Annotated in this window: 22 protein-coding genes; 13 read left to right on the top strand and 9 right to left on the bottom strand. The window is 74.4% G+C overall.

Annotated features, from left to right (window positions below):
* The first annotated feature begins 157 nt into the window (after positions 1–157).
* Genes ACFCY1_RS10150 through ACFCY1_RS10140 form a run of 3 tightly spaced genes read left to right on the top strand, consistent with a single transcriptional unit; the run spans position 158 to position 3,152 of the window.
* Complete coding sequence (locus tag ACFCY1_RS10150; RefSeq protein ID WP_375874147.1) at positions 158–1,162, top strand: ABC transporter ATP-binding protein; 1,005 nt, start codon at positions 158–160, stop codon at positions 1,160–1,162.
* Positions 1,159–1,881 (top strand): ABC transporter permease, encoded by a 723-nt coding sequence (locus ACFCY1_RS10145; RefSeq protein ID WP_049658004.1) that lies wholly within the window; start codon positions 1,159–1,161, stop codon positions 1,879–1,881. Before ACFCY1_RS10150 ends, ACFCY1_RS10145 begins: the two co-directional genes overlap by 4 nt.
* Positions 1,882–1,889: 8 nt before the next feature.
* Positions 1,890–3,152 carry a sensor histidine kinase gene (locus tag ACFCY1_RS10140; protein ID WP_375874146.1) on the top strand — a complete coding sequence of 421 codons (1,263 nt, stop codon included), beginning with the start codon at positions 1,890–1,892 and terminating at the stop codon, positions 3,150–3,152.
* Between the two features lie 17 nt (positions 3,153–3,169).
* On the opposite strand, the gene ACFCY1_RS10135 is transcribed toward ACFCY1_RS10140, so the two are convergent.
* A complete protein-coding gene (locus ACFCY1_RS10135) occupies positions 3,170–4,588 on the bottom strand; it encodes a sensor histidine kinase (RefSeq protein WP_375874145.1) in 1,419 nt (472 codons plus the stop codon).
* A 3-nt stretch (positions 4,589–4,591) separates the two neighbouring features.
* Positions 4,592–5,257, bottom strand: a complete 666-nt coding sequence (locus tag ACFCY1_RS10130) for a response regulator transcription factor (protein ID WP_049657347.1) — start codon at positions 5,255–5,257, stop codon at positions 4,592–4,594.
* 143 nt (positions 5,258–5,400) lie between these two features.
* Between ACFCY1_RS10130 and murJ the strand changes: the two genes are divergently transcribed.
* The 3 genes from murJ to ACFCY1_RS10115 are packed head-to-tail and all read left to right on the top strand — an operon-like array spanning position 5,401 to position 7,690.
* Positions 5,401–7,005, top strand: a complete 1,605-nt coding sequence (gene murJ, locus ACFCY1_RS10125; protein ID WP_375874144.1) for a murein biosynthesis integral membrane protein MurJ — start codon at positions 5,401–5,403, stop codon at positions 7,003–7,005.
* A complete protein-coding gene (locus ACFCY1_RS10120) occupies positions 7,002–7,322 on the top strand; it encodes a hypothetical protein (protein WP_049657348.1) in 321 nt (106 codons plus the stop codon). The genes murJ and ACFCY1_RS10120 overlap by 4 nt, the downstream gene beginning before the upstream one ends.
* Positions 7,323–7,336: 14 nt before the next feature.
* Positions 7,337–7,690, top strand: a complete 354-nt coding sequence (locus ACFCY1_RS10115) for a hypothetical protein (protein ID WP_117489428.1) — start codon at positions 7,337–7,339, stop codon at positions 7,688–7,690.
* Between the two features lie 41 nt (positions 7,691–7,731).
* On the opposite strand, the gene ACFCY1_RS10110 is transcribed toward ACFCY1_RS10115, so the two are convergent.
* Entirely contained in the window at positions 7,732–8,223 is a 492-nt protein-coding gene (locus tag ACFCY1_RS10110; protein WP_375874143.1) for a GNAT family N-acetyltransferase, read from the bottom strand.
* Positions 8,220–9,161, bottom strand: a complete 942-nt coding sequence (locus tag ACFCY1_RS10105) for a MerR family transcriptional regulator (protein WP_375874142.1) — start codon at positions 9,159–9,161, stop codon at positions 8,220–8,222. The genes ACFCY1_RS10110 and ACFCY1_RS10105 overlap by 4 nt, the downstream gene beginning before the upstream one ends.
* 64 nt (positions 9,162–9,225) lie before the next feature.
* Between ACFCY1_RS10105 and ACFCY1_RS10100 the strand changes: the two genes are divergently transcribed.
* Entirely contained in the window at positions 9,226–9,855 is a 630-nt protein-coding gene (locus ACFCY1_RS10100; protein WP_375874141.1) for a response regulator, read from the top strand.
* Between the two features lie 41 nt (positions 9,856–9,896).
* Here the strand turns inward: ACFCY1_RS10100 and ACFCY1_RS10095 are convergent, their stop codons facing one another.
* Both ACFCY1_RS10095 and ACFCY1_RS10090 read right to left on the bottom strand, forming a co-directional pair.
* Positions 9,897–10,769 (bottom strand): transglutaminase-like domain-containing protein, encoded by an 873-nt coding sequence (locus ACFCY1_RS10095; protein ID WP_074001369.1) that lies wholly within the window; start codon positions 10,767–10,769, stop codon positions 9,897–9,899.
* 97 nt (positions 10,770–10,866) lie between these two features.
* Entirely contained in the window at positions 10,867–11,721 is an 855-nt protein-coding gene (locus ACFCY1_RS10090; protein ID WP_375874140.1) for a GNAT family N-acetyltransferase, read from the bottom strand.
* A gap of 289 nt (positions 11,722–12,010) precedes the next feature.
* Here ACFCY1_RS10090 and fdxA point away from each other — a divergent pair, with 289 nt between their 5' ends.
* Both fdxA and dapC read left to right on the top strand, forming a co-directional pair.
* Positions 12,011–12,337, top strand: coding sequence for a ferredoxin (fdxA, locus tag ACFCY1_RS10085; RefSeq protein WP_030061559.1), 327 nt, complete (start codon positions 12,011–12,013; stop codon positions 12,335–12,337).
* Between the two features lie 20 nt (positions 12,338–12,357).
* Complete coding sequence (gene dapC / locus ACFCY1_RS10080; RefSeq protein WP_049660349.1) at positions 12,358–13,506, top strand: succinyldiaminopimelate transaminase; 1,149 nt, start codon at positions 12,358–12,360, stop codon at positions 13,504–13,506.
* Positions 13,507–13,631: 125 nt separating this feature from the next.
* On the opposite strand, the gene ACFCY1_RS10075 is transcribed toward dapC, so the two are convergent.
* Together ACFCY1_RS10075 and ACFCY1_RS10070 are read right to left on the bottom strand one after the other, a co-directional pair.
* Positions 13,632–14,450 carry a hypothetical protein gene (locus ACFCY1_RS10075; protein ID WP_375874139.1) on the bottom strand — a complete coding sequence of 273 codons (819 nt, stop codon included), beginning with the start codon at positions 14,448–14,450 and terminating at the stop codon, positions 13,632–13,634.
* 302 nt (positions 14,451–14,752) lie between these two features.
* Positions 14,753–15,826, bottom strand: a complete 1,074-nt coding sequence (locus ACFCY1_RS10070) for a hypothetical protein (protein WP_181970669.1) — start codon at positions 15,824–15,826, stop codon at positions 14,753–14,755.
* 189 nt (positions 15,827–16,015) lie between these two features.
* On the opposite strand from ACFCY1_RS10070, the gene dapE reads away from it, so the two are divergent.
* Entirely contained in the window at positions 16,016–17,092 is a 1,077-nt protein-coding gene (gene dapE, locus ACFCY1_RS10065; protein ID WP_375874138.1) for a succinyl-diaminopimelate desuccinylase, read from the top strand.
* A 111-nt stretch (positions 17,093–17,203) separates the two neighbouring features.
* Positions 17,204–18,013: a TIGR00730 family Rossman fold protein gene (locus ACFCY1_RS10060; protein ID WP_049655631.1), complete on the top strand. Its 810-nt coding sequence runs from the start codon at positions 17,204–17,206 to the stop codon at positions 18,011–18,013.
* Positions 18,014–18,143: 130 nt separating this feature from the next.
* Here ACFCY1_RS10060 and folP read toward each other — a convergent pair whose 3' ends face one another.
* Positions 18,144–18,956 carry a dihydropteroate synthase gene (folP, locus tag ACFCY1_RS10055; protein WP_074001558.1) on the bottom strand — a complete coding sequence of 271 codons (813 nt, stop codon included), beginning with the start codon at positions 18,954–18,956 and terminating at the stop codon, positions 18,144–18,146.
* Positions 18,957–19,137: 181 nt separating this feature from the next.
* Here folP and ACFCY1_RS10050 point away from each other — a divergent pair, with 181 nt between their 5' ends.
* Together ACFCY1_RS10050 and ACFCY1_RS10045 are read left to right on the top strand one after the other, a co-directional pair.
* A complete protein-coding gene (locus tag ACFCY1_RS10050; RefSeq protein ID WP_063780265.1) occupies positions 19,138–19,578 on the top strand; it encodes a DivIVA domain-containing protein in 441 nt (146 codons plus the stop codon).
* Positions 19,575–20,168 (top strand): DNA-3-methyladenine glycosylase I, encoded by a 594-nt coding sequence (locus tag ACFCY1_RS10045; protein WP_375874137.1) that lies wholly within the window; start codon positions 19,575–19,577, stop codon positions 20,166–20,168. The genes ACFCY1_RS10050 and ACFCY1_RS10045 overlap by 4 nt, the downstream gene beginning before the upstream one ends.
* The last annotated feature ends 34 nt before the right edge of the window (positions 20,169–20,202 follow it).

Raw genomic sequence — 20,202 nt, 5'->3', positions numbered from 1 at the left:
GACGGGGGTACCGGCCGCCGGCATGACATCCGTCATGCCGAAGGCACGACGGCGGACACTGCCGCCGCCACCCGCCCGCGCGGGACTCTGAGGTGGTGCGAACAGCACCGGTCGTGACACCACGAGCGTGACACCGTCAGGGAAGAGGAGCCGGGCAATGGTTACCGAGGTGGCCGCCTTCCGCGGCGTGGGCAAGAGCTACGGGCGGGTGCGCGCCGTGGACGGACTGGACCTCGTGCTCCGACCGGGCGAGACCGTCGCCCTGCTCGGGCCGAACGGTGCCGGGAAGTCCACCAGCCTGGACCTGCTGCTCGGCCTGCGCGAGCCCGACCGGGGCAGCGTGACCCTGTTCGGCGGCGCCCCGCGGGCCGCGATCGAGGACGGCCGGGTCGGCGCGATGCTGCAGAGCGGCGGGCTGATGTCCGACGTCAAGGTGCGCGAGCTGGTGCAGCTCGCCTGCGACGTGCACCCGCGCGGCCGGTCGGTCACGGAGGTGCTGACCGACGCCGGGATCACCGAGTTCGCGGAGCGCCGGGTCGACAAGCTGTCCGGCGGCCAGGAGCAGCGGGTCCGCTTCGCCCTGGCCATCGCGGGCGACAACGACCTGATCGTGCTGGACGAGCCCACCACCGGCATGGACGTCAGCGTGCGGCAGTCGTTCTGGGCGAGCATGCGCGCCCAGGCCGACGCCGGGCGCACGGTGCTGTTCGCCACCCACTACCTGGAGGAGGCCGACTCGATCGCCGACCGCGTCCTGGTGCTGCACCGCGGCCGGCTGATCGCCGACGGCAGCTCGGCGGAGATCAAGGCGCGGGCCGGCGCCCGCCGGATCGCCTTCGAACTCCACGACGCGGACGGCGGGTTCGAGGAGTCCGTGCTGCGCACCCTGCCCGGCGTGCAGTCGCTGGACGTCACCGCGCGGGTCCCGGGGGTGCGGACGGTGCGGATCCGGACCGCGGACGCCGACGCCACCGCGGCCGGGATCTACCGGGCGGGGCTGTACCCGCGCGGGCTGGAGGTGGCCGGCGTGGGCCTGGAGCAGGCCTTCCTGACCATCACCGGTGAACTGGACCGCCAGGACGGCGCCCGGCGCGCCGACGAGCAGAGCACCGACGAGCAGAGCACCGACGAGCGGAGCGCCGACAAGGAGAGCGTGCGATGACCACCCTGATCAAGCTGGAGATCCTGCGGACCCTGCGCAACCGGCGCTACCTGCTCTTCACCATCGCCTACCCGGCGCTGATGTACTTCTTCTTCATCAACGCCTACGGCTCCACCCAGCTGGCCGGCGGCCTGCCGGTGAAGACCTACTTCATGGTCTCGATGGCCACCTTCGGCGCCGTCGGCGCGGTGCTGACCGGCAGCGCGCAGCGGATCTCGCTGGAGCGCAAGAGCGGCTGGGTGCGCCAGCTGCGGCTGACCGCGCTGCCCGGCCGGGCGTACACCGTCGGCAAGATCGCGGCGACCGCGGTCACCACGCTGCCGGCGATCCTGGTGGTCTTCGCGGTCGGCGCGAGCCAGGGGGTCTCGCTGACCGTGCCGCAGTGGGCCGGACTGACGGCCGCGCTCTGGCTGGGCAGCTTCGTCTTCGCCGCGCTCGGGGTGGCGCTCGGGTACGCGGCCGCGCCGGACGCGGTGCAGCCGATCGTGATGATCACCTACATGGCGATGGCCCTGCTCGGCGGCACCTGGTTCCCGGTGAGCGGCTCGCTGGAGAAGTTCGCCCGGTTCAACCCGGTGTACCTGTACAACCAACTGGCCGGCTTCACCCGGCCCGGGCACTCCCTGGACACCGTCGCGGTCGCCGGGCTGGCCGGCTTCCTCGTGGTGTTCGCCGCCGCCGCGGCGGCGCTGTACCGCCGCGACACCCGCCAGGCATGATGACCGGCATGAGTGACGCGCGCCGGACCCACCGCACCGACGAACCGCCGGAGGCGGGAGCGGCGCGCGCCTCCTTCATGAACGTGCCCGGCTCCCCGGTGGAGACCAGGCGGCAGCTGCTGGTCAAGGTCGCCTGGATGCTGCTGTGGATGCTCTACCTGGCCTACCCGGCCGGCGACCTGCTGAGCGGCGCCCACAACACGGCCGGGACGGTGCTCGGCTGGTGCTGCCTGGCCGGGTTCGTGGGCGCCTACGTGCTGCTGGTGATCTTCCGCTCGCAGGCCGGGATGCGGCCGCGGGCCTGCCTGGCGATCGTCACGACGATGGTCGCGCTGGCCGTCGCCACCTCGGTCGTCCTCGGCTCCGCCTTCCTGACGCTGTTCATCTACGCCTCGGTGTGCGTCGCCATCATCACGCCGGCCCGGTACGCGCTGCGCGTGCTGATCGCCATGGCCGTGCTCACCGCCGTGGTCGGGGCGGCGATCGGGGCGGGCAACGACAACATCACCACCTTCGCGCTCAGCGCCTTCCTCTCCGGCGTCGCGATGACCGGGCTGCAGCGGCTGGTCGCCACCATGAAGGAGCTGCGCGAGGCCCGGGCCGCCGTCGCGCACCTGGCCGCCTCCGAGGAGCGGCTGCGGATGGCCCGCGACCTGCACGACCTGCTCGGGCACTCGCTGTCGCTGATCACCCTGAAGAGCGAGCTGGCCGGGCGGTTCATGGACGCGGGCAAGGACGAGGCGGCGCGGGCGCAGGTCGCCGACATCGAGCAGGTCGCCCGGCAGTCGCTGATCGACGTCCGGGAGGCGGTGACCGGCTTCCGCCGGCCGACCCTGCCGGTGGAACTGGCCGCCGCCCGTACCGCGCTGGCCGCCGCGCAGGTCCGGCTGGAGGCCGCGCCGGAGCTGGTGGACGCCTGGCCGTCGCTGGCCGAGGAGGAGACGGGCGCGCTGGCCTGGGCGCTGCGCGAGGCCGTGACCAACGTCGTCCGGCACGGCGAGGGCGCCACCGTCTGCACGGTCACGGCGGACGAGAGCTGGGAGGCGAGCGGCGAGCGCTACGCCGTCCTGGAGATCGTCGACAACGGGCGCGGGCCGGGCAAGTCCCAGCCGGGCAACGGGCTGTCCGGGCTGGAGGAGCGGCTGGCGCTGGTCGGCGGGCGACTGGAGACCGGGCCGGGGGAGCGCGGGCGGGGCTTCCGGCTGCGGGCCTCGGTGCCGCTGCGGACGGCGCCCACTGCGGCGCCGGCGCCCGTGTCGAAGCCTCTTTAGGGCTGCCGCGCAGGCCCTCAGGCCGGGGGGAGCTCCAGTACGAAGCGGGCGCCGCGCGGGGCGTGGGCGACCCGCAGGGTGCCGCCGTGCCGCGTGGCGATGTCCGCGGCGATGGCCAGACCCAGGCCGCTGCCGCCGGAGTCCCGGCTGCGGGCCTCGTCGAGCCGGGTGAACGGCTCGAAGATCCGCTCGCGGTCCTCGGGCGGCACGCCCGGGCCGTCGTCCCGGACCTCCAGGACGCAGCCGTGCGCGGTCCGCCGCGCGGACAGCACCACCTCGGCGGACGCGTGCCGCCGGGCGTTGTCCAGCAGGTTGCGCACCAGCCGGTGCAGCCGGATGCGGCTGCCGCGCACCGGCACCGCCTCGGGCGCGTCCACCCGCAGGGCGAGCCGGGCGCCGAGGCCGGGGCGGTACTGGTCGGCGAGCTCGCGCAGCACGGCGGACAGGTCGACGGTGGTGAGCCGGCCGGCCGTCGCCGGGTGCGCGCCCCGGGCCAGGAACAGCAGGTCCTCGGTGAGCTGCTGGAGCCGCTCGACCGAGGTGAGCGCCTCCCGGGTGGTGGCCGGCCAGTCGGTGCGGTCGGGGTGCGCCAGCGACACCTCCAGATTGGTGCGCAGTGCGGCGATCGGGCTGCGCAGCTCGTGCGAGGCGTCCGCGACGAAGCGCTGCTGCTGCACGGCCGAGCGCTCCAGCCGGTCCAGGGTGGCGTTGGTGGTCCGGGCCATCCGGGTGAGCTCGTCGCCGGCGGGCGGCACCGGGACGCGCCGGTCCAGCCGGTGCTCGCCGATCTCGGCCAGTTCGGCGCGGATCGCCTCCACCGGGCGCAGCGCCCGGCTGGTCGCCGCCCAGGCCGTCAGCGCGACCAGCAGCGCGGCGGTCGGCACGCCCACCTGCAGCACCGGGTCGATGGTGTGCAGCGAGGCCTCGGCGGCGAACGGGGTGGCCAGCACGTACACGGTGAACGGGCCGACCACCGGCTTGACCGGCTGGCCGTTCTCGTCGTTCTGCCGCAGCAGCGGGCTCCAGCTGCCCAGCGCGGTGAAGGTGCGCCCCGAGTAGCGGTTGGCGGCGGCCTCCCCGGCCGGGCCGATGGCGACCCGCTGGACCGACTGCCAGTCGTCCGGCGCGAGCTTCGGTACGGCGGCGGGCGGGTCCCCGGCCAGGTGCTGGGTGGTCAGCGGGCCGCCCATGGTCAGCACCCGGCCGTCGCTGTCCAGCACGAGGTACGGCAGCCGCCCGTAGTCCGCGAGCTGCTGGCCGTGCTTGTAGCCGCTGCTGATCTCGCGGGCCTGGGCCTGGGCGTCCGCCTCGGCCGCCTCCAGCTGGGCGTCGTACATGTGGCCGCGCAGCCACCAGGCGCCGACGCCGAGCAGCAGCAGCGCGGCCAGGCCGGCCGCCAGCGAGGTGCGCAGCCGGGTGGAGAGCCTGCCGGGCACCGGTCAGGCCTCCAGCCGGTAGCCGACGCCGCGCACGGTGGTGATCGAACGGACGCCGAACGGCGCGTCCACCTTGCGGCGCAGCATGCTGACGTACACCTCGACGATGGACTCCTCGCCGTCGAAGGCGATGTCCCACACCTCGTCGACGATCCGGCGCTTGGACAGCACCTCGCCGGGGTGCTCGGCCAGGCAGCGCAGGACGGCGAACTCCCGCTCGGTGAGGGTGATCTCGGCGCCGCCCCGGCCGCAGCGGCGGCCCGCCGGGTCCAGCCACAGGTCCCCGACCCGCAGCAGCGGGCCCGGCGTCTGGCTGCGGCGGATCAGCGCGCGCAGCCGGGCCAGGAAGACCAGGTAGGAGAACGGCTTGGTGAGGTAGTCGTCGGCGCCGGTGTCCAGGCCCTCGGCCTCGTCGTACTCGCCGTCCTTGGCGGTCAGCATCAGGATCGGGGTGGTGACGCCGTCGGCGCGCAGTGCCTCGCACACCTTGTAGCCGTTCAGGCCGGGCAGCATGATGTCGAGCACGATCGCCCGGTAGGCGTGCCGCTGGGCCAGCCGCAGGCCGGTGAGGCCGTCCGGGGCGAGGTCGACGGTGTAGCCCTCGACCTCCAGGCCGCGCCGTACGGCCGCCGCGACCTGGGCGTCGTCCTCCACCACCAGAATCTCCATGCGGATCAGGATGCCACCGGCGCCGGATCCGTTCCTTAAGCCGTCTTCAGCTTTCTCAGCCCCGCTTCAGGGGCGCGGGTGCATGCTCTCGCCGTTTCCGCCGATCAGTTCGAGTCGGTGCCTGACACGGGAGGTGCCGGCGGATGACCGTACTGGAGGGTCCTCCGTTGCCCCGCCCTCCGCTGCCCGGTCCGCCGGGGCCCGCCCGCCACCGGCGGCCGCGCCGCACGCCGCCGCCCAGCCTGGTGATGGCGGCCGGGACGGTGGTCTCCCGGGCCACCGGCTTCGTCCGCTCGGCACTGCTGGTGGCGGTCCTCGGCTCGGGGCTGCTCGCGGACGGGTACAACGTGGCCAACACGGTGCCCAACCTGCTGTTCGTGCTGCTGATCGGTGGCGCCCTGAACACCGCGCTGGTGCCCCACCTGGTGCGCGCCGCCAAGGAGTCGGCGGACGGCGGGGCGGCGCACGTCGACCGGCTGGTGACGGTGCTGGTGGTCACCCTGCTGGTGCTGACGGCGGTGGTGGTGCCGGGCGCGCCGTACCTCGTGCGGGCCTACACCGCGTACGGCGGTGCGCAGTTGGACCGGACGGTGCTGCTGGCGTACCTGTGCCTGCCGCAGGTGTTCTTCTACGGGCTGTTCACGGTGCTCGGCCAACTCCTCAACGCCCGGCAGCGGTTCGCGCCGATGGCCTGGGCGCCGGTGCTCAACAACCTGGTGGTGATCGGGGTGTTCGCCGGGTACCTCGGCCAACGGTCCTTCTCCACGGCCGACGTGACCGTGCTCGGGGCCGGTACGACGGCCGGGGTGGTGGCGCAGAGCCTGGTGCTGCTGCCCTGCCTGCGGGCCGCCGGCGTGCGGCCCCGGCCGCGCTGGGACTGGCGGCAGGCCGGGCTCGGCGAGCCGCTGCGGGCCGCCGGGTGGACGCTGCTGCTGGTGCTCGGCGACCAGGTGGGCTACTGGGTGGTGACCCGGCTGTCGACCTCCGTCGGCGCGCGGGCCGCCGAGGCCGGGCTGCCGGGCGTCGGGTACACCGCGTACAGCAGCGCGTACCTGCTGTGGATCGTGCCGCACGGGGTGGTCACGGTGTCGGTGGTGACGGCGGTCGTTCCCGCGCTCACCGCCGCCGCCGACTCCCCGCGGGCCGTCCGCGCGCTGCTCGCCCGCACCGTCCGCACCATCGCGGTGGTCACCGTCCCGGCGGCCTGCGCGTTCGCGGTCCTCGCACCGCAGCTGTGCGCGCTCGCCTTCGGGCACGGGAGCACCGGCGCCGACGACGTACGGGCCATCGCCGGGATGCTGACCGCCTTCGCGCCCGGCCTGGTCCTGTACTCCGCCGGCTACGCGCTGACCCGCGTCTTCTACGCGCTCGGCGACAGCCGTACGCCCTTCCTGCTCAACCTGCTGCCGGTCGCCGCCACGGCGCTGGGGGCGGTGCTCTGCCACCGGCTGCTGCCGCTGCGCTGGGCCGTCACCGGGATGGCCGGCTGCTACGGGGCGTCGTTCCTGCTCACCTGCGCGGCCGCCGCCCTGCTGCTGCGCCGGCGGCTCGGGCCGCTGCGGGTCCTGGGAGCCCACGGGAAGCCGCTGCTGGCCGCCCTGCCGGCCGCCGCGGGCGCCTGGTGGGCCACCCGGTACGGCCTCCTGCCGGCCGCCGCCGCCCTCGCCGTCGGCTACCTCCTGCTCGCCCACCTCCTCCGGATCGAAGAACTGTCCGTCCTCACCACACGATTGCGCAGGCGCCCATGACCCTCCTCCCCAGCGACGTCGCCCGGGTCCTCGACTTCCTCCTCCCCGAGGGCCACCCCCTGCGCGCCCAGGTCCCGCACCTGCGCGTCGAGTCCCGCTGCCGGTGCGGCTGCAGCACCGCCCTGTTCGCCGGCGTCCAGGACGGCGCCCGCTCGGAGGTGGTCGCCGAGGCGGCGATCGGCTCCGACGGCGAGATCCTGCTCTTCGCCGAGGACGGCCGGCTCTCCTGGCTGGAGGTCTGCTCCTGGACCGACCCCAAGCTCACCCTCGTCGACGCCGCCCGCTACCTCGGCGGGGAACCCGGGCGGCCGGAGTGAGCGTCGTACCGGGCATGCCCACCGTTCTCATCCTCGGCTTCGACCCGCACACCGTCCCCGGCGTGGACGGCGACGCGGTGCGGGCCCTCCTCGACGCCGAACTCGCCCGCTTCACCGAGCACGGCATCGACGCCGCCGTGACCCTGGTCGCCCCCGACGACACCGCCGAACCCGCCGTCGTGGCGGCCCTCGCCGGGCGCCGCTGGGACGTCGTCGTCATCGGCGGCGGCATCCGCAAGCCCGAACCGGCGCTGCCGTTCTTCGAGGCGGTCGTCAACCTGGTCCGCCGTCACGCCCCGCAGGCGGCCGTCGCCTTCAACACCAGCCCCGCCGACAGCGTCGAGGCCGCCCGCCGCTGGCTGCCGTAGCGGGACGGCGGCCCGGCCTTCAGCCTGCGCCGGGCCCGCGCTCAGCCGAGGTCGCCCAGGGGACGGCGGTAGGCGAGGGCGGGGCGGTCGGCGAGGAGGAACCGGTGGCTGAGCGCGAAGCCGTTGCGGGCGAGGACGGCCTGGGAGGCGGGGTTGTCGACGGTGGTGACGGCGGTCAGGACGGTCAGGCCGTAGGCGGTGGCCGCGAGGCGGCAGGCCTCGGCGACGGCGGCCTTCGCGACGCCGCGGCCGGCGGCCGACTCGGCGATCCGGTAGCCGAGTTCGGCGCTGCCGTCGGCGAGGTCGACGAGGTTGGCGCGGCCGACCAGCCCGCCGGCCGCGTCGAGCACCACGTGGAACCGGCAGGTGCCCTCGGCCTGTTCGGCGAGGAGGGCGGCGTGGCGGTCCGCGAAGCCGGTGAAGTAGGCGTCGCCGCGGTCCGGGATGCTGCGGGCGAAGTACGCGCGGTTGGCGCGTTCGAAGGCCAGCAGGGCCTCGGCGTGGTCGGGGCGCAGGGGTTCCAGGGTGATCATTGCGCCAGTCTGGCCCGCAGCGCCCCGGTGAACCACCGGAATACCCCGGTGAGGCTCTCCGGGACGGGCCAGCCGTTGATGACCGCCAGCAGTTGCCAGTAGCGCTCGGCGCGCGGGTCGTCGGCGGTCTCCAGGCGGTCGAGCAGCCAGCGCCGCAACCCGGCGTCGTCGGGGCGGCCGAAGGTCTCGGCGTAGGCGGCGGTGAGGGCGTCGAGGACGGGGTCGGCCGCGGGGGAGGCGGGGTCGGTGCCGGCGGCCAGCGCCGCACCGACCACGGACCGTACGGTCTCGGTGAGCGCGTGGTGCAGCCCGCCGCGGTCGCCCTCGGCCCGTTCGGCGGCCTGCTGTTCGGCCATCCTCCGGACGGCCGCGCGGAAGTCCGGGTCCTGGACGAGTTCGCCGAGTTCGACCCAGGCCTCGACCTGCTCCGTCCGTGGCTCGTCCGGCAGTTCGGGCATGGCGGAGCGCATCATGGCGACGAACTCGGGGTTGGCGTCCAGGCCGCCGAAGGCCTCGTCGACGAAGTCGTGGACCAGGCGCCGGCGTTCGGCGTCGGAGAGTTTGGCGAGCTTGTGCATGAGTCCCATCTCCTCGGGTGTGGAAGCGCGTTGGGCGACGGCGAGCAGCACCGCCCGGCGCAGCCGGAGGGTGCGGATCTGCACCTCCAGCGCCTCGGCGTGTGCGGCGGCCACCTCGTGCAGCGGGGCCTCCCGTTCCAGCACCCGGCGGATCGCGGGCAGGTCGAGCCCGAGTTCGCGCAGGGTGCGGACGAGGTCCAGTCGGGCGAGGGCGTGCACGTCGTACAGCCGGTAGCCGGCGGCGCTGCGCCCGGTGGGCGGGACGAGGCCGGTGTCGGCGTAGAACCGGATGGTCTTGACGGTGAGTCCGGTGCGCCGGGCGAGGTCGCCGATCGGGTAGAGCGTTTCGCTGCCGTCCATGGGGACCACTCTGGACTCTCCCCTTACCGGAGACGCAAGCCCGCGGCCCTCTAAGGTCGTGGCCATGAACGACACTGACAGCGGGGCCTCGATCCGCGTGCTGCTCGCCGAGGACCAGGGGATGGTCCGGGAGGCGCTGGCCGCGCTACTCGGGCTGGAGGGGGACATCGACGTCGTCGCGCAGGTCGGCCGCGGGGACGAGGTGGCGGCGGCGGTGCTCGCGAACGACGTGCAGGTCGCCGTGCTGGACATCGAGATGCCGGGGATGACGGGCATCGAGGCGGCCGCCGAGCTGCGCGACCGGGCGCCCCGGACCAAGGTGGTCATCGCGACGACCTTCGGCCGGCCCGGCTACCTGCGCCGGGCGATGGAGTCGGGCGCGGACGCGTTCCTGGTGAAGGACGCGCCGGCCGCCGAGCTGGCGGAGGCGATCCGCCGGGTGCTGCGCGGCGAGCGGGTGATCGACCCGGCGCTGGCCGCCGCCGCGCTGGCCGAGGGCGCCAACCCGCTGACCCCGCGCGAGCGGGACGTGCTGGGCGCGGCGGCCGACGGTGCGGTGAACGCGGACATCGCCCGGCGGCTGCACCTGTCCGAGGGGACGGTGCGCAACTACCTGTCGATGGCGATCCAGAAGACCGAGGCCCGCAACCGCACCGAGGCGGTCCGGATCGCCCGGGAGAAGGGCTGGCTGTAGGGCCCGTCTTCAAGCCCCCGGCGTCGGCCCGCAGACGGGGGTCAGTTGAGCCGGTGCCGGGCCGCCCGGGCCTCCTGCCGGACCTTGGCGGCGGTGTCCGGGTCGAAGGCGTCGAGGATCTGCGCGTAGGCGTCCATCTCCGCCGAGCCGCCGAGGAAGTCCCCGGTGCGGACGAGGAGTTCGGCCCGTTCCAGGCGCAGCTGGGCGGGGTGCCGGGGCAGCAGCAGGGCGAGTTCGGTGGCCCAGAGCTGGGTGCGGGCGTGCTCGGGGCGGTCGGCGGCCCAGAGCCGGATGTTGCCGAGCACCCGCAGCACGACCTCCAGCGGCTGGGCCGGGGTGAGCAGGGCGGGGGTGAACTCCGCCCCGGCGGCGGCGACCAGCCGTTCGACGTCCGCCGGGTCGAGCAGCCGCCCGCCGTGGAACGGGTCGGCCAGGACGTAGTCCTCGCCGCCGGCCGGGCCGCCCACCGCGACGATGAAGTGGCCGGGCAGCGCGATGCCGTGGACGGTCAGCCCGGCCCGCCGGCCGACCGCCATCCACACCAGGGAGAGCGTGATCGGCAGCCCGCGCCGGCGCCGCAGCACCTCGGGCAGCAGCGAGGACTCCAGCCGCCGGTAGTCCGACTGCCGCCCGTGGAAGCGCTCCCGCCCGCCGAGCACCGCGGCGAGCAGGGCGGCGGTCTCCTCCGGCCCGGTCGGCGCCCGCTCGGCGACGGCCGTCCGGACCGCCGCCGCGTGCCGCTCGAACGCGGCCTCGCAGGCGGCGAGCAGCGCGTCCACGCCCGGCGGTTCGCCGGGGTCGCCGGGGTCGGGCACCATGCCGTGCTCGGCGGCGGCGAGCAGGCACAGCAGCACCGGGTCGGGCTGCTCGGCGCGGGCGGCGGTCCGGAAGCGGTCTCTGCTCTGCTCGGTCACGGTGACGGCGACGGCTTTCGTACGGCGGACGGACAAGGCGGCGGACGGACGATCGGGCGGGCGATCGGACGAACGGACGGACGGTACGGCCTGGCGGCTACCCCTGGGGGAGGAGCGCGTAGTGGTAAGTGTGACTGGTCGTGAAGCCGAGTCCGTCATAGAGCGCGATCGCCCCCGCGTTCTCCGCCTCGACCTGGAGGTAGCCGCCGCTCGCCCCCTCCTCGGCCGCGCGCGAGGCGAGCACCGCCATGACCGTCGTCGCCAGTCCGGCCCGCCGGGCGTACGGCTGGACCTCGATCGCGCCGAAGCAGGCCCAGGCGCCCTCGATGACGCAGCGTCCGATCGCCAGCGGCGGCTGCCCGGGGGCGCCCGGCACGGTGGCGAACCAGACCGAGGGCCCGCCGTGCAGCACCCGCCGGGCCGCCTCCTCCACCGCCGGGTCGCCGCTCACCCGCCGGTACACCGACAGCCACCGGTCGTCCGCGGTCCGTGCGAGGCGCACCCTGTCGTGCCCGGCGCCGGCCCGGGCGAGCCCGGCCAGCGGGGCGGTGCGGACCAGGGTGGGCGCGTACCCGGCGCCGAGCCGGTCGAGTTCGGCGACCAGCGCCGGGGGCGAGCCGGGGGAGATCACCTCGACGTACGCGGGCAGTCCGCGCGCCGCGTACCAGGCGCGGACGGCCGCCAGCGCCCGGGGCAGCGGCAGTCCCGGGTCCCCGAGCGCCTGGACGGAGTTGGCCCGCCGGGTGAACCCGGCGGCGGCGCGCAGCGTCCACTCGCCGAGCGGCTCCTGCTCGACGGCCGGCCAGCCGCGGCCCGCGATCCGCTGCAGTTCGACCGGCGCGGTGACCGGCAACGGGACGCGCCGGGCCGGGAACGGCGGCACGGTCTTGCCTGCGACCAGCAGCTTCTCCGGCAAGAACACCGGATCGCCGGTTCGAGGGGCGATCGTCAACCCATGATCGTCCCACGATGTGAGCACGCCGATCGAATCCCGGAACACCGGCCGGTCGTCCACGAACTCCGCGAGGCGGCGGACGGACACGCGTCGTCCCACGTCAGAGCGGTCTATCCGGACTTCCGGACGGTCGCCGACCGGGTCGTGCGTCGCCATCTGGCCACCTCCTGTGCATTTGCGGTCTCCGACCCGCGATACTAGGGGCGGGCATCGACGACGCCGCGCTCACCGCGCACGGCAGCAGAACAGAACGGGCCACCAGGCCCTTCCGAGGAGGAACGACAGCGTGACCTACGTCATCGCGCAGCCTTGTGTCGACGTGAAGGACAAGGCGTGCATCGAAGAGTGCCCGGTTGACTGCATCTACGAGGGCGAGCGATCGCTCTACATCCACCCGGATGAGTGTGTCGACTGTGGCGCGTGCGAGCCGGTCTGCCCGGTCGAGGCGATCTTCTACGAGGACGACACTCCGGAGGAGTGGAAGGACTACTACAAGGCGAACGTCGAGTTCTTCGACGACCTGGGTTCCCCCGGCGGCGCCTCCAAGCTCGGTCTGATCGAGCGTGACCACCCGTTCATCGCCGCTCTGCCGCCGCAGAACGCCGACCACTGACGATCGGTGGCACAACAGCTGTGAGTACCAACAGCACGCGCGCGCCGTTCCCGGGTCACCCGGGGGCGGCGCGCCGCGTTTCGGACAAGCTCCCCGTCTTCCCCTGGGACAAGCTGGAGCCGTACAAGGCGACCGCCCTGGCCCACCCCGGCGGGCTCTGCGACTTCTCCGTCGGCACCCCGGTGGACCCGGTCCCCGAGGTGATCCAGAAGGCGCTGGCCGCGCACACCGACACCCCCGGCTACCCGACCGTCTGGGGCCCGCTGGAGCTGCGCGAGGCGATCGCCGACTGGCTGCACCGCCGCCTCGGCGCGGAGACCGGCCCGCAGGCCGTGCTCCCGACCGTCGGCTCCAAGGAGCTGGTGGCCTGGCTGCCGACCCAGCTCGGCCTCGGCCCCGGCGACCAGGTCGCCTACCCGCGCCTGGCCTACCCGACCTACGAGGTGGGCGCCCGGCTGTGCGGCGCCGAGCCGGTCGAGTACGACTCGGTGGACGAGCTGGACGGCTCCCGGGTGCGCCTGCTCTGGGTGAACTCGCCGTCCAACCCGACCGGTCGGGTGCTGGGCGCGGACGAGCTGCGCCGGGCCGTCGAGTGGGCAAGGGAGCACGGGGCGCTGCTGGTCAGCGACGAGTGCTACCTGGAGCTGGGCTGGGAGGCCGAGCCGGTCTCCGTCCTGCACCCGGACGTCTGCGGCGACGGCCACGAGGGCCTGTTGGCCGTCCACTCGCTCTCCAAGCGCTCCAACCTGGCCGGCTACCGCGCCTCCTTCGTGGCGGGCGACCCGGTGGTGGTCAGGGAGCTGCTGGAGGTGCGCAAGCACGGCGGCATGATCGTGCCGGCGCCGGTCCAGGCGGCGACGGTCGCCGCGCTCGCGGACGACGCCCACGTGGCCGAGCAGCGCGAGCGGTACGCGGCCCGGCGCTCGGCGCTGCGGGCGGCGCTGGAGGCGTACGGCTTCCGGATCGAGCACTCCGAGGCGAGCCTCTACCTGTGGGCGACCCAGGACCGCCCGTGCTGGGAGACCGTGGCCGAACTGGCCGGGCTGGGCATCCTGGTGGCGCCCGGCGACTTCTACGGGCCGGCCGGCGACCGCTTCGTGCGGGTCGCGTTCACGGCGACCGACGAGCGGGTCGCCGCGGCCGTGGAGCGGCTGGGCGCGGCGAGCTGACCGCGACCGCGCCGAGCTCGGCGCGCCGACCGTAGCGGGCGACCGTACGGCGAAGGGGGCCGGTGTCACGGACACCGGCCCCCTTCGGGGTTCTCCCCGAGCCGGGGGTTGCGCGGCGGCGTCGGTTACAGCGGCAGGCCGCTGAGGCTGCCGCCGCTCAGGTTGCCGCCGCCCAGGCCGCCCAGCAGGCCGCCGAGCGGGCCGAGCGCGCCGGTGAGGCCGGACAGCGGGCTGTTCGCGCCGAGGTCGGCACCGCCGAGGCGGTTGGCCGACCCGTGCTCGGCCAGGCCGAGCACGTCGGTGGCGGGCAGCTCGGCCGGCAGGGCGTGCTCGACCGAGCCGAGCGGCAGCGCGCGCTGCACCGCGCCGACCGGCAGCGCGTCGGCGACGGCGGTGCCGCCGGGGACGGCGCCGGTGAGCGTCTCGGCGCCGGGCACGGCCTGGGTGACCGAGCCCGCCTGGGTGAGTCCGCCGAGCGGGCCGGTGCTGGCGGTGGCGCTGCGGGTCTCCGCGCTCTTGCCGGTGACGGCCTCGCCGAGCTTGCCGGCCAGGGACGAGGCGACCTTCGGGGTGACCGAGGAGAGCTGGCCCGCGGTCGCCGCGGTCTGGTCGACCGGGGCGGTCAGCGAGCCGGCCTTCTCGTTGGCCTCGGGCAGCTGCTGGGCGACGATGTTTCCGGCGGCGTCGGCGGAGGCCGGTACGCCGGCGGCGACGGTGGCCGCACCCGTGGTCCCGGCGGCCTGGCCGAGCTGGTGGGTGGTGTGCTGGAGGGTGGAACCGGTGTCGGTGTTGGCCAGCTGGCCCAGCGGTGCCGCGAGGTCGCTCTTGGGCAGCAGGGCGTCCCCGCCCAGGGCGGACGCGGAGCCGGCCGCGAGAAGCGGGGTCGCTCCGGCGGCCACGACGAGCGCGGCCTGGGCGATCCGGCGCGTGAGGGGGTGAGACATGGGGCTCCTCGAAGGGGTCTGGGTCCGTCCCGTCCGCCAAAGGACCGGGCGTGGACGACCGGGCGGACGACGTTGTTACCGCTTGAGAAGCCAGAAGGTTTCGGCCGACGCAAGGAATCTTCCTGGCCGACCATCGGATCGTACGACCACAACAGCGCTGCCCGACCGGCCCGGTCGGACGCCGTCGAACCGCCCCGGTCAAGGGGAGTGACGGTTCTCCAACCGGGTTCGCCGGAGCGGCCAGCCGGTCCATCGGGGTTGACCGGAATCACCCGTCCGGCGGCAACCCGAACACCAGTGCGTCAACTCTTGTCGGCCGGGGCCAGCGTGACCTGGACGAGCTTGGTCGAGGTGCCCGAGGTCTGGTTCTGCCAGCCGTCCTCGGACTTGGACTTGCGCCAGATCTTCCCGTCGTAGGCGACCGTCGCGATGCCCAGCTGCTGGGCCTGGGCGACCGCCCAGTGGGCGACCTCCCAGCCGCTCGCCCGCTCGGCGCTCACCCCGCCGTCCGCCGCCCCCGCGTCCGGCGAGGAGGTCAGGGCGGCGGTGGCCGGGTCCGGGGTCAGCGAGACGGCGTTCTCGGCGCCCTTGATGGTCGAGGTGTAGCCGGTCGCCGGGGTCACCGTGCGGCCGAACTCCCGGCGCACCCGGTCGGACAGCACCTGGGCCCGGTCCGGCGCGGCGGCCGGGGCCGCGGTGGCGCCCGGGGTGGCGCCCGGCGCGGCCGAGGCGGAGTCCGCCGGGTCCGGCTTGGCGTAGTCGTGCACCACGCAGGAGAACGAGGCGGGCTCCCGGCCGGCCAGCGCCGAGGTGAGCAGGGTCGCCTTGGTCTCGTGCTTGGCGTAGGCCTGCGGGTAACCGCTCTTCTGCACCGTCTGCGCGGCGTCGGTCAGCGGCATCCGGGTGTAGCCCGGGACCTTGACCAGGCCGTCCAGGAACTTGTTGGTCGCGTACACCGGGTCCGAGATCTGCGCCGGGGTGCCCCAGCCCATCGACGGCCGCTGCTGGAAGAGGCCGATCGAGTCCCGGTCGCCGCCCGCGAGGTTGCGCAGCTTGGACTCCTGCATGGCGGTCGCCAGCGAGATCGTGGTGGCCCGGTCCGGCAGCCCGCGCGAACGCGCCACCGCGGCGATCGTCGCGGCGTTGGCGGCCTGCGGCAGCTCCAGCGTGCCGTTCCCGGCCGCCGTCTTCACCGAGCACTCCTCGGACGCGCCGGGCTTGAAACCGAACCACCAGATCCCGACCACGGCCAGGCCGGCGACCATGGCCAGGCCGAGCAGCCCGACGATCACCATCAGCAGGGCGCGAAGCGGCCCGCGGCGGCGAGTGGGCTCCTCTTCGTCGCCCAGCTCTTCGCTGCTCCTTCTCCTGGCCACCGTCGCCCCTCTCGCGCCTGCACCTTGATCCGACACCGTACCCACTCGGACGGATGTGCGGCGCCTTCCGGTTGCCGTCACCCGCCCACTCGCCTCCGGGAGCCGAGGGGCGCGCCGACCGAGGCGGCCCCGGTCCGCGTCGCGGACCGCCGCACCGGCCGGACCTGGCCGCGGATTAGGCTGGCTCCCATGAGCAGCTCGAACCCGACGCCCCTGGACCTCACTCTCGACGGCGGCACGCTGACCGCCCGGCTCGTCGACATCCCCTCGGTGAGCGGCGACGAGCAGGCGCTCGCCGACGCCATCGAGACCGCGCTGCGCGGCTACCCGCACCTCACCGTGGACCGTCACGGCAACAACGTGGTGGCCCGGACGAACCTGGGCCGGGCCGAGCGCGTCGTCCTGGCCGGCCACCTGGACACCGTGCCGATCGCCGACAACCTCCCCTCGTGGGTCGAGGGCGACCTGCTCCACGGCTGCGGCACCACGGACATGAAGTCCGGCGTGGCCGTGCAACTGCGCCTCGCCGCCACGGTGCCCGAGCCCAACCGCGACCTCACCTTCGTCTTCTACGACTGCGAGGAGGTGGAGGCCTCCCGCAACGGCCTCGGCCACCTGGCCAAGGACCACCCGGAGTGGCTGGCCGGTGACTTCGCGGTGCTGATGGAGCCCAGCGGCGGCATGGTCGAGGGCGGCTGCCAGGGCACCCTGCGGGCGCAGGTGCGGCTGACCGGCGTGCGCGCCCACTCGGCCCGCAGCTGGCTCGGGGACAACGCCATCCACCACGCCGCCGAGGTGCTCACCCGGCTGGAGAACTACCAGCCGCGCCGGGTGGAGATCGACGGCCTGGAGTACCGCGAGGGCCTGAACGCGGTCCGGATCGACGGCGGCGTGGCCGGCAACGTGATCCCGGACGAGTGCGTCGTCACGGTCAACTTCCGCTACGCGCCGGACCGCGACGAGGTGGACGCGGAGAAGCACGTGCGCGAGGTCTTCGACGGCTTCGAGCTGACCGTCACCGACTTCGCCGTGGGCGCCCTGCCCGGGCTCTCCCAGCCGGCCGCCCAGGCCTTCCTGGAGGCCACCGGCGGCCAGGCCCGGGCCAAGTTCGGCTGGACCGACGTCGCCCGGTTCAGCGCGCTCGGCGTCCCGGCGGTCAACTACGGCCCCGGCGACCCGAACCTGGCGCACAAGCGCGAGGAGTACTGCTCGCTGAGCGCCATCGCCGAGGTCGAGGACCGGATGCGCGCCTGGCTGACCAGCTGAGCCGCTGCCGGCGACGCTCGTCCGATCAGCAGTCGAACGCCACCTTCCGGATACTCAACCGACCTTCCCCCGTTGCCTGAAAACGGGGGAGGGCGGGCGTAGGGTTTCGTCATGACAGGCACAGGAGACGAGAAGCACTACGGCCACGGCCCCGAGCAGGTCGGTGCGCCGCGGAAGAAGAAGGCCTGGCCCGAGAAGCAGAAGGGCCCGGTGCTGGTGCGCCGGGACCAGGTCGGTACGAGCACCACGGACCAGCGCCTGCTGGACACCACCGGTCCGACCGACTGGCTGCACACCGACCCGTGGCGGGTCCTGCGGATCACCTCGGAGTTCGTCGAGGGCTTCGGCGCCCTCGCCGAACTCCCGCCCGCGATCAGTGTCTTCGGCTCCGCCCGGACCCCGGTCGACTCGCCCGAGTACCAGGCGGGCGTGGCCATCGGCCGGGCCCTCGCCGAGGCCGGCTACGCGGTGATCACCGGCGGCGGCCCGGGCGCGATGGAGGCTGCCAACCGCGGCGCCTCCGAGGCGGGCGGCCTCAGCGTCGGGCTCGGCATCGAGCTGCCCTTCGAGCAGGGCCTCAACGAGTTCGTCGACCTCGGGCTGAACTTCCGCTACTTCTTCGTCCGCAAGACGATGTTCGTGAAGTACGCGCAGGGCTTCGTGGTCCTGCCCGGCGGCCTCGGCACGCTGGACGAGCTGTTCGAGGCGCTCACTCTGGTGCAGACGAAGAAGGTCACCCGCTTCCCGGTGATCCTCTACGGCAGCGCCTACTGGGGCGGCCTCTACGAGTGGCTGAAGGACACCCTGGTCGCGCAGGGCAAGGCGGCCCCGCACGACCTGGAGCTGTTCCACATCACCGACGAGATCGACGAGGTCATGAAGATCCTCGCCGACGCCCGCCGGCCCGCGAACGAGATCTAGCGCGAGCGAGCCGAAGGGTCGCGCCGGTGCCGAAAGCGCGGAGCGACAAGCGAGGGACGAGCGCCGGAGCGACGAACGTCGGCACCGGGTCCGAGCGCCCCGGAGGCGAGCCGAGCGCCGACAGGAGGGTTCACGCCAGCCCCCGGCGGGCGACCGCCGGGGGGCGGGTGCCCCGGATCGAGGCGACCATGTCCAGCACCTGGCGGGTCTCCGCGACCTGGTGCACCCGGTAGACCCGCGCGCCCAGCCAGGCCGAGACCGCGGTGGTGGCCAGGGTGCCGAGCAGCCGCTCGTTCACCGGCCGGTCCAGGGTCTCGCCGACGAAGTCCTTGTTGGAGAGCGAGACCAGCACCGGGAAGCCGGTCGCGGTCATCTCCGGCAGCCGCCGGGTGGCCTCCAGCGAGTGCCGGGTGTTCTTGCCGAAGTCGTGCCCCGGGTCGATGACCACCGCGTCCCGCCGCACGCCCAGCTCCACCGCGCGCTCGGCGAGCCCCACGGTCACCCGCAGGATGTCCGCCATCACGTCCTCGTACCCGACCCGGTGCGGCCGGGTACGGGGCTCGGCGCCGCCCGCGTGGGTGCAGACCAGCCCGGCGTCGTACCGGGCGGCCACCTCGGCGAGCCTCGGGTCCACGCCGCCCCAGGCGTCGTTCAGCAGGTCCGCGCCCACCTCGCAGACCGCCTCGCCGACCTCGTGCCGCCAGGTGTCCACGCTGATCACCGCCTCGGGGTGGCGCTTGCGCAGCTCGGCCACGAAGGGCACGGTGCGCCGCAGCTCCTCCTCGACCGTGACCTCGTCGCCCGGCCCGGCCTTCACCCCGCCGATGTCCAGGATCGCCGCGCCCTCGGCCATCGCGCGGTCCGCGGCGGCGAAGGCGGCCTCGTCGGCGAAGGTCGCGCCCTTGTCGAAGAACGAGTCCGGCGTCCGGTTGACGATCGCCATGATCACCAGCTCGTCGTCACCGAATTCCCGCGGTCCCAGGCGCAGTGCCACCGATGTCTCCTCCAGAGCTCCTGCGGGTGCGATGATGGCCCCCGGCCTCACTAAGGGACCATGCTGTCATGATCAGTGTGGTTGCCTGCCACCACATAGCGGACCGGCCGGGAGTTCGGGAGGACAGCTCGTGTTCTGGGTGATCGTGGTCGCCATGGCCGTGGTGGTCGGCGGTGCCGCCCTGGTGGCGCTCGGCGGGGGCGGCTCGATGCCGGAGGCGGCACCGGACCGGATCTCCGCGCGGCTGCCGCAGGACCGCCCGCTGGGCCGGGCGGACGTGGACGAGCTGCGCCTGCCGATGGCGCTGCGCGGCTACCGGATGGACGAGGTGGACGACGTCCTGGACCGCCTCGGCGCCGAACTCGCCTACCGCGACGCGCGGATCGCCGAGCTGGAGGCCGCCGCCCACCTGCGCGGCGCCGTCGAGGCGACCAGCGCCCCCGACCCGGCGGCCGAACCGCTGCCCGGCCTGGAGCAGTTCGCCCAGGTGGTCGAGCCGGCCGTGGTGCTCGCCAAGCAGCCGGCCGGGGAGCACGCCCCCGAGGACGCGAAGCCGGGGACGGAGAAGTGACCGACCCGACCGGGGGCGCGGTGCTCGGCGCGGACGGCCTGCGCCGCTGCGGCTGGGGCGACTCCACCGACGACTACCGGGTCTACCACGACACCGAGTGGGGCCGCCCGGTGCACGGCGACGACGCGCTGTTCGAGCGGGTCTGCCTGGAGGCCTTCCAGTCCGGCCTGTCCTGGCTGACCATCCTGCGCCGCCGCGAGGGCTTCCGGGCCGCGTTCGCGGGCTTCCGGATCGCCGAGGTCGCCGAGTTCGGCGAGGCGGACAAGGAGCGCCTGCTCGCCGACGCCGGCATCATCCGCAACCGGGCCAAGATCGAGGCGGCGATCGCCAACGCGCGGGTCGCCCGCGACCTGGCGGGCGGCCTGGACGCGCTGATCTGGCAGTTCGCCGCCGAACCGGGCCGGCCGGCCCCCCGCACGATGGGCGAGGTGCCGGCCGTCACGCCGGAGTCGGCGGCGCTGGCGAAGGCGCTGAAGAAGGCGGGCTTCCGCTTCGTCGGCCCGACCACCGCGTACGCCCTGATGCAGGCCTGCGGGCTGGTCGACGACCACCTGGCGGACTGCCACGTCCGCACCGGCGCCAAGGGCTGACCGGGCGGGTCCGGGCCGGCCGGCCCGGACCCGG

The organism is Kitasatospora sp. NPDC056273 (genome assembly GCF_042268845.1).
In the GTDB taxonomy this organism is placed as follows: domain Bacteria; phylum Actinomycetota; class Actinomycetes; order Streptomycetales; family Streptomycetaceae; genus Kitasatospora.
This window is presented reverse-complemented; position numbering and strand designations above follow the sequence as displayed.

What these genes read in the sequence shown, in the direction of transcription:
- ACFCY1_RS10150 (WP_375874147.1), top strand. Translation starts at nt 158, where the DNA reads ATGGTTACCGAGGTGGCCGCCTTCCGCGGCGTGGGCAAGAGCTACGGG.
- ACFCY1_RS10145 (WP_049658004.1), top strand. Translation starts at nt 1,159, where the DNA reads ATGACCACCCTGATCAAGCTGGAGATCCTGCGGACCCTGCGCAACCGG.
- ACFCY1_RS10140 (WP_375874146.1), top strand. Translation starts at nt 1,890, where the DNA reads ATGAGTGACGCGCGCCGGACCCACCGCACCGACGAACCGCCGGAGGCG.
- ACFCY1_RS10130 (WP_049657347.1), bottom strand. Translation starts at nt 5,257, where the DNA reads ATGGAGATTCTGGTGGTGGAGGACGACGCCCAGGTCGCGGCGGCCGTA.
- murJ (WP_375874144.1), top strand. Translation starts at nt 5,401, where the DNA reads ATGACCGTACTGGAGGGTCCTCCGTTGCCCCGCCCTCCGCTGCCCGGT.
- ACFCY1_RS10120 (WP_049657348.1), top strand. Translation starts at nt 7,002, where the DNA reads ATGACCCTCCTCCCCAGCGACGTCGCCCGGGTCCTCGACTTCCTCCTC.
- ACFCY1_RS10115 (WP_117489428.1), top strand. Translation starts at nt 7,337, where the DNA reads ATGCCCACCGTTCTCATCCTCGGCTTCGACCCGCACACCGTCCCCGGC.
- ACFCY1_RS10110 (WP_375874143.1), bottom strand. Translation starts at nt 8,223, where the DNA reads ATGATCACCCTGGAACCCCTGCGCCCCGACCACGCCGAGGCCCTGCTG.
- ACFCY1_RS10105 (WP_375874142.1), bottom strand. Translation starts at nt 9,161, where the DNA reads ATGGACGGCAGCGAAACGCTCTACCCGATCGGCGACCTCGCCCGGCGC.
- ACFCY1_RS10100 (WP_375874141.1), top strand. Translation starts at nt 9,226, where the DNA reads ATGAACGACACTGACAGCGGGGCCTCGATCCGCGTGCTGCTCGCCGAG.
- ACFCY1_RS10075 (WP_375874139.1), bottom strand. Translation starts at nt 14,450, where the DNA reads ATGTCTCACCCCCTCACGCGCCGGATCGCCCAGGCCGCGCTCGTCGTG.
- dapE (WP_375874138.1), top strand. Translation starts at nt 16,016, where the DNA reads ATGAGCAGCTCGAACCCGACGCCCCTGGACCTCACTCTCGACGGCGGC.
- ACFCY1_RS10060 (WP_049655631.1), top strand. Translation starts at nt 17,204, where the DNA reads ATGACAGGCACAGGAGACGAGAAGCACTACGGCCACGGCCCCGAGCAG.
- folP (WP_074001558.1), bottom strand. Translation starts at nt 18,956, where the DNA reads ATGGCGATCGTCAACCGGACGCCGGACTCGTTCTTCGACAAGGGCGCG.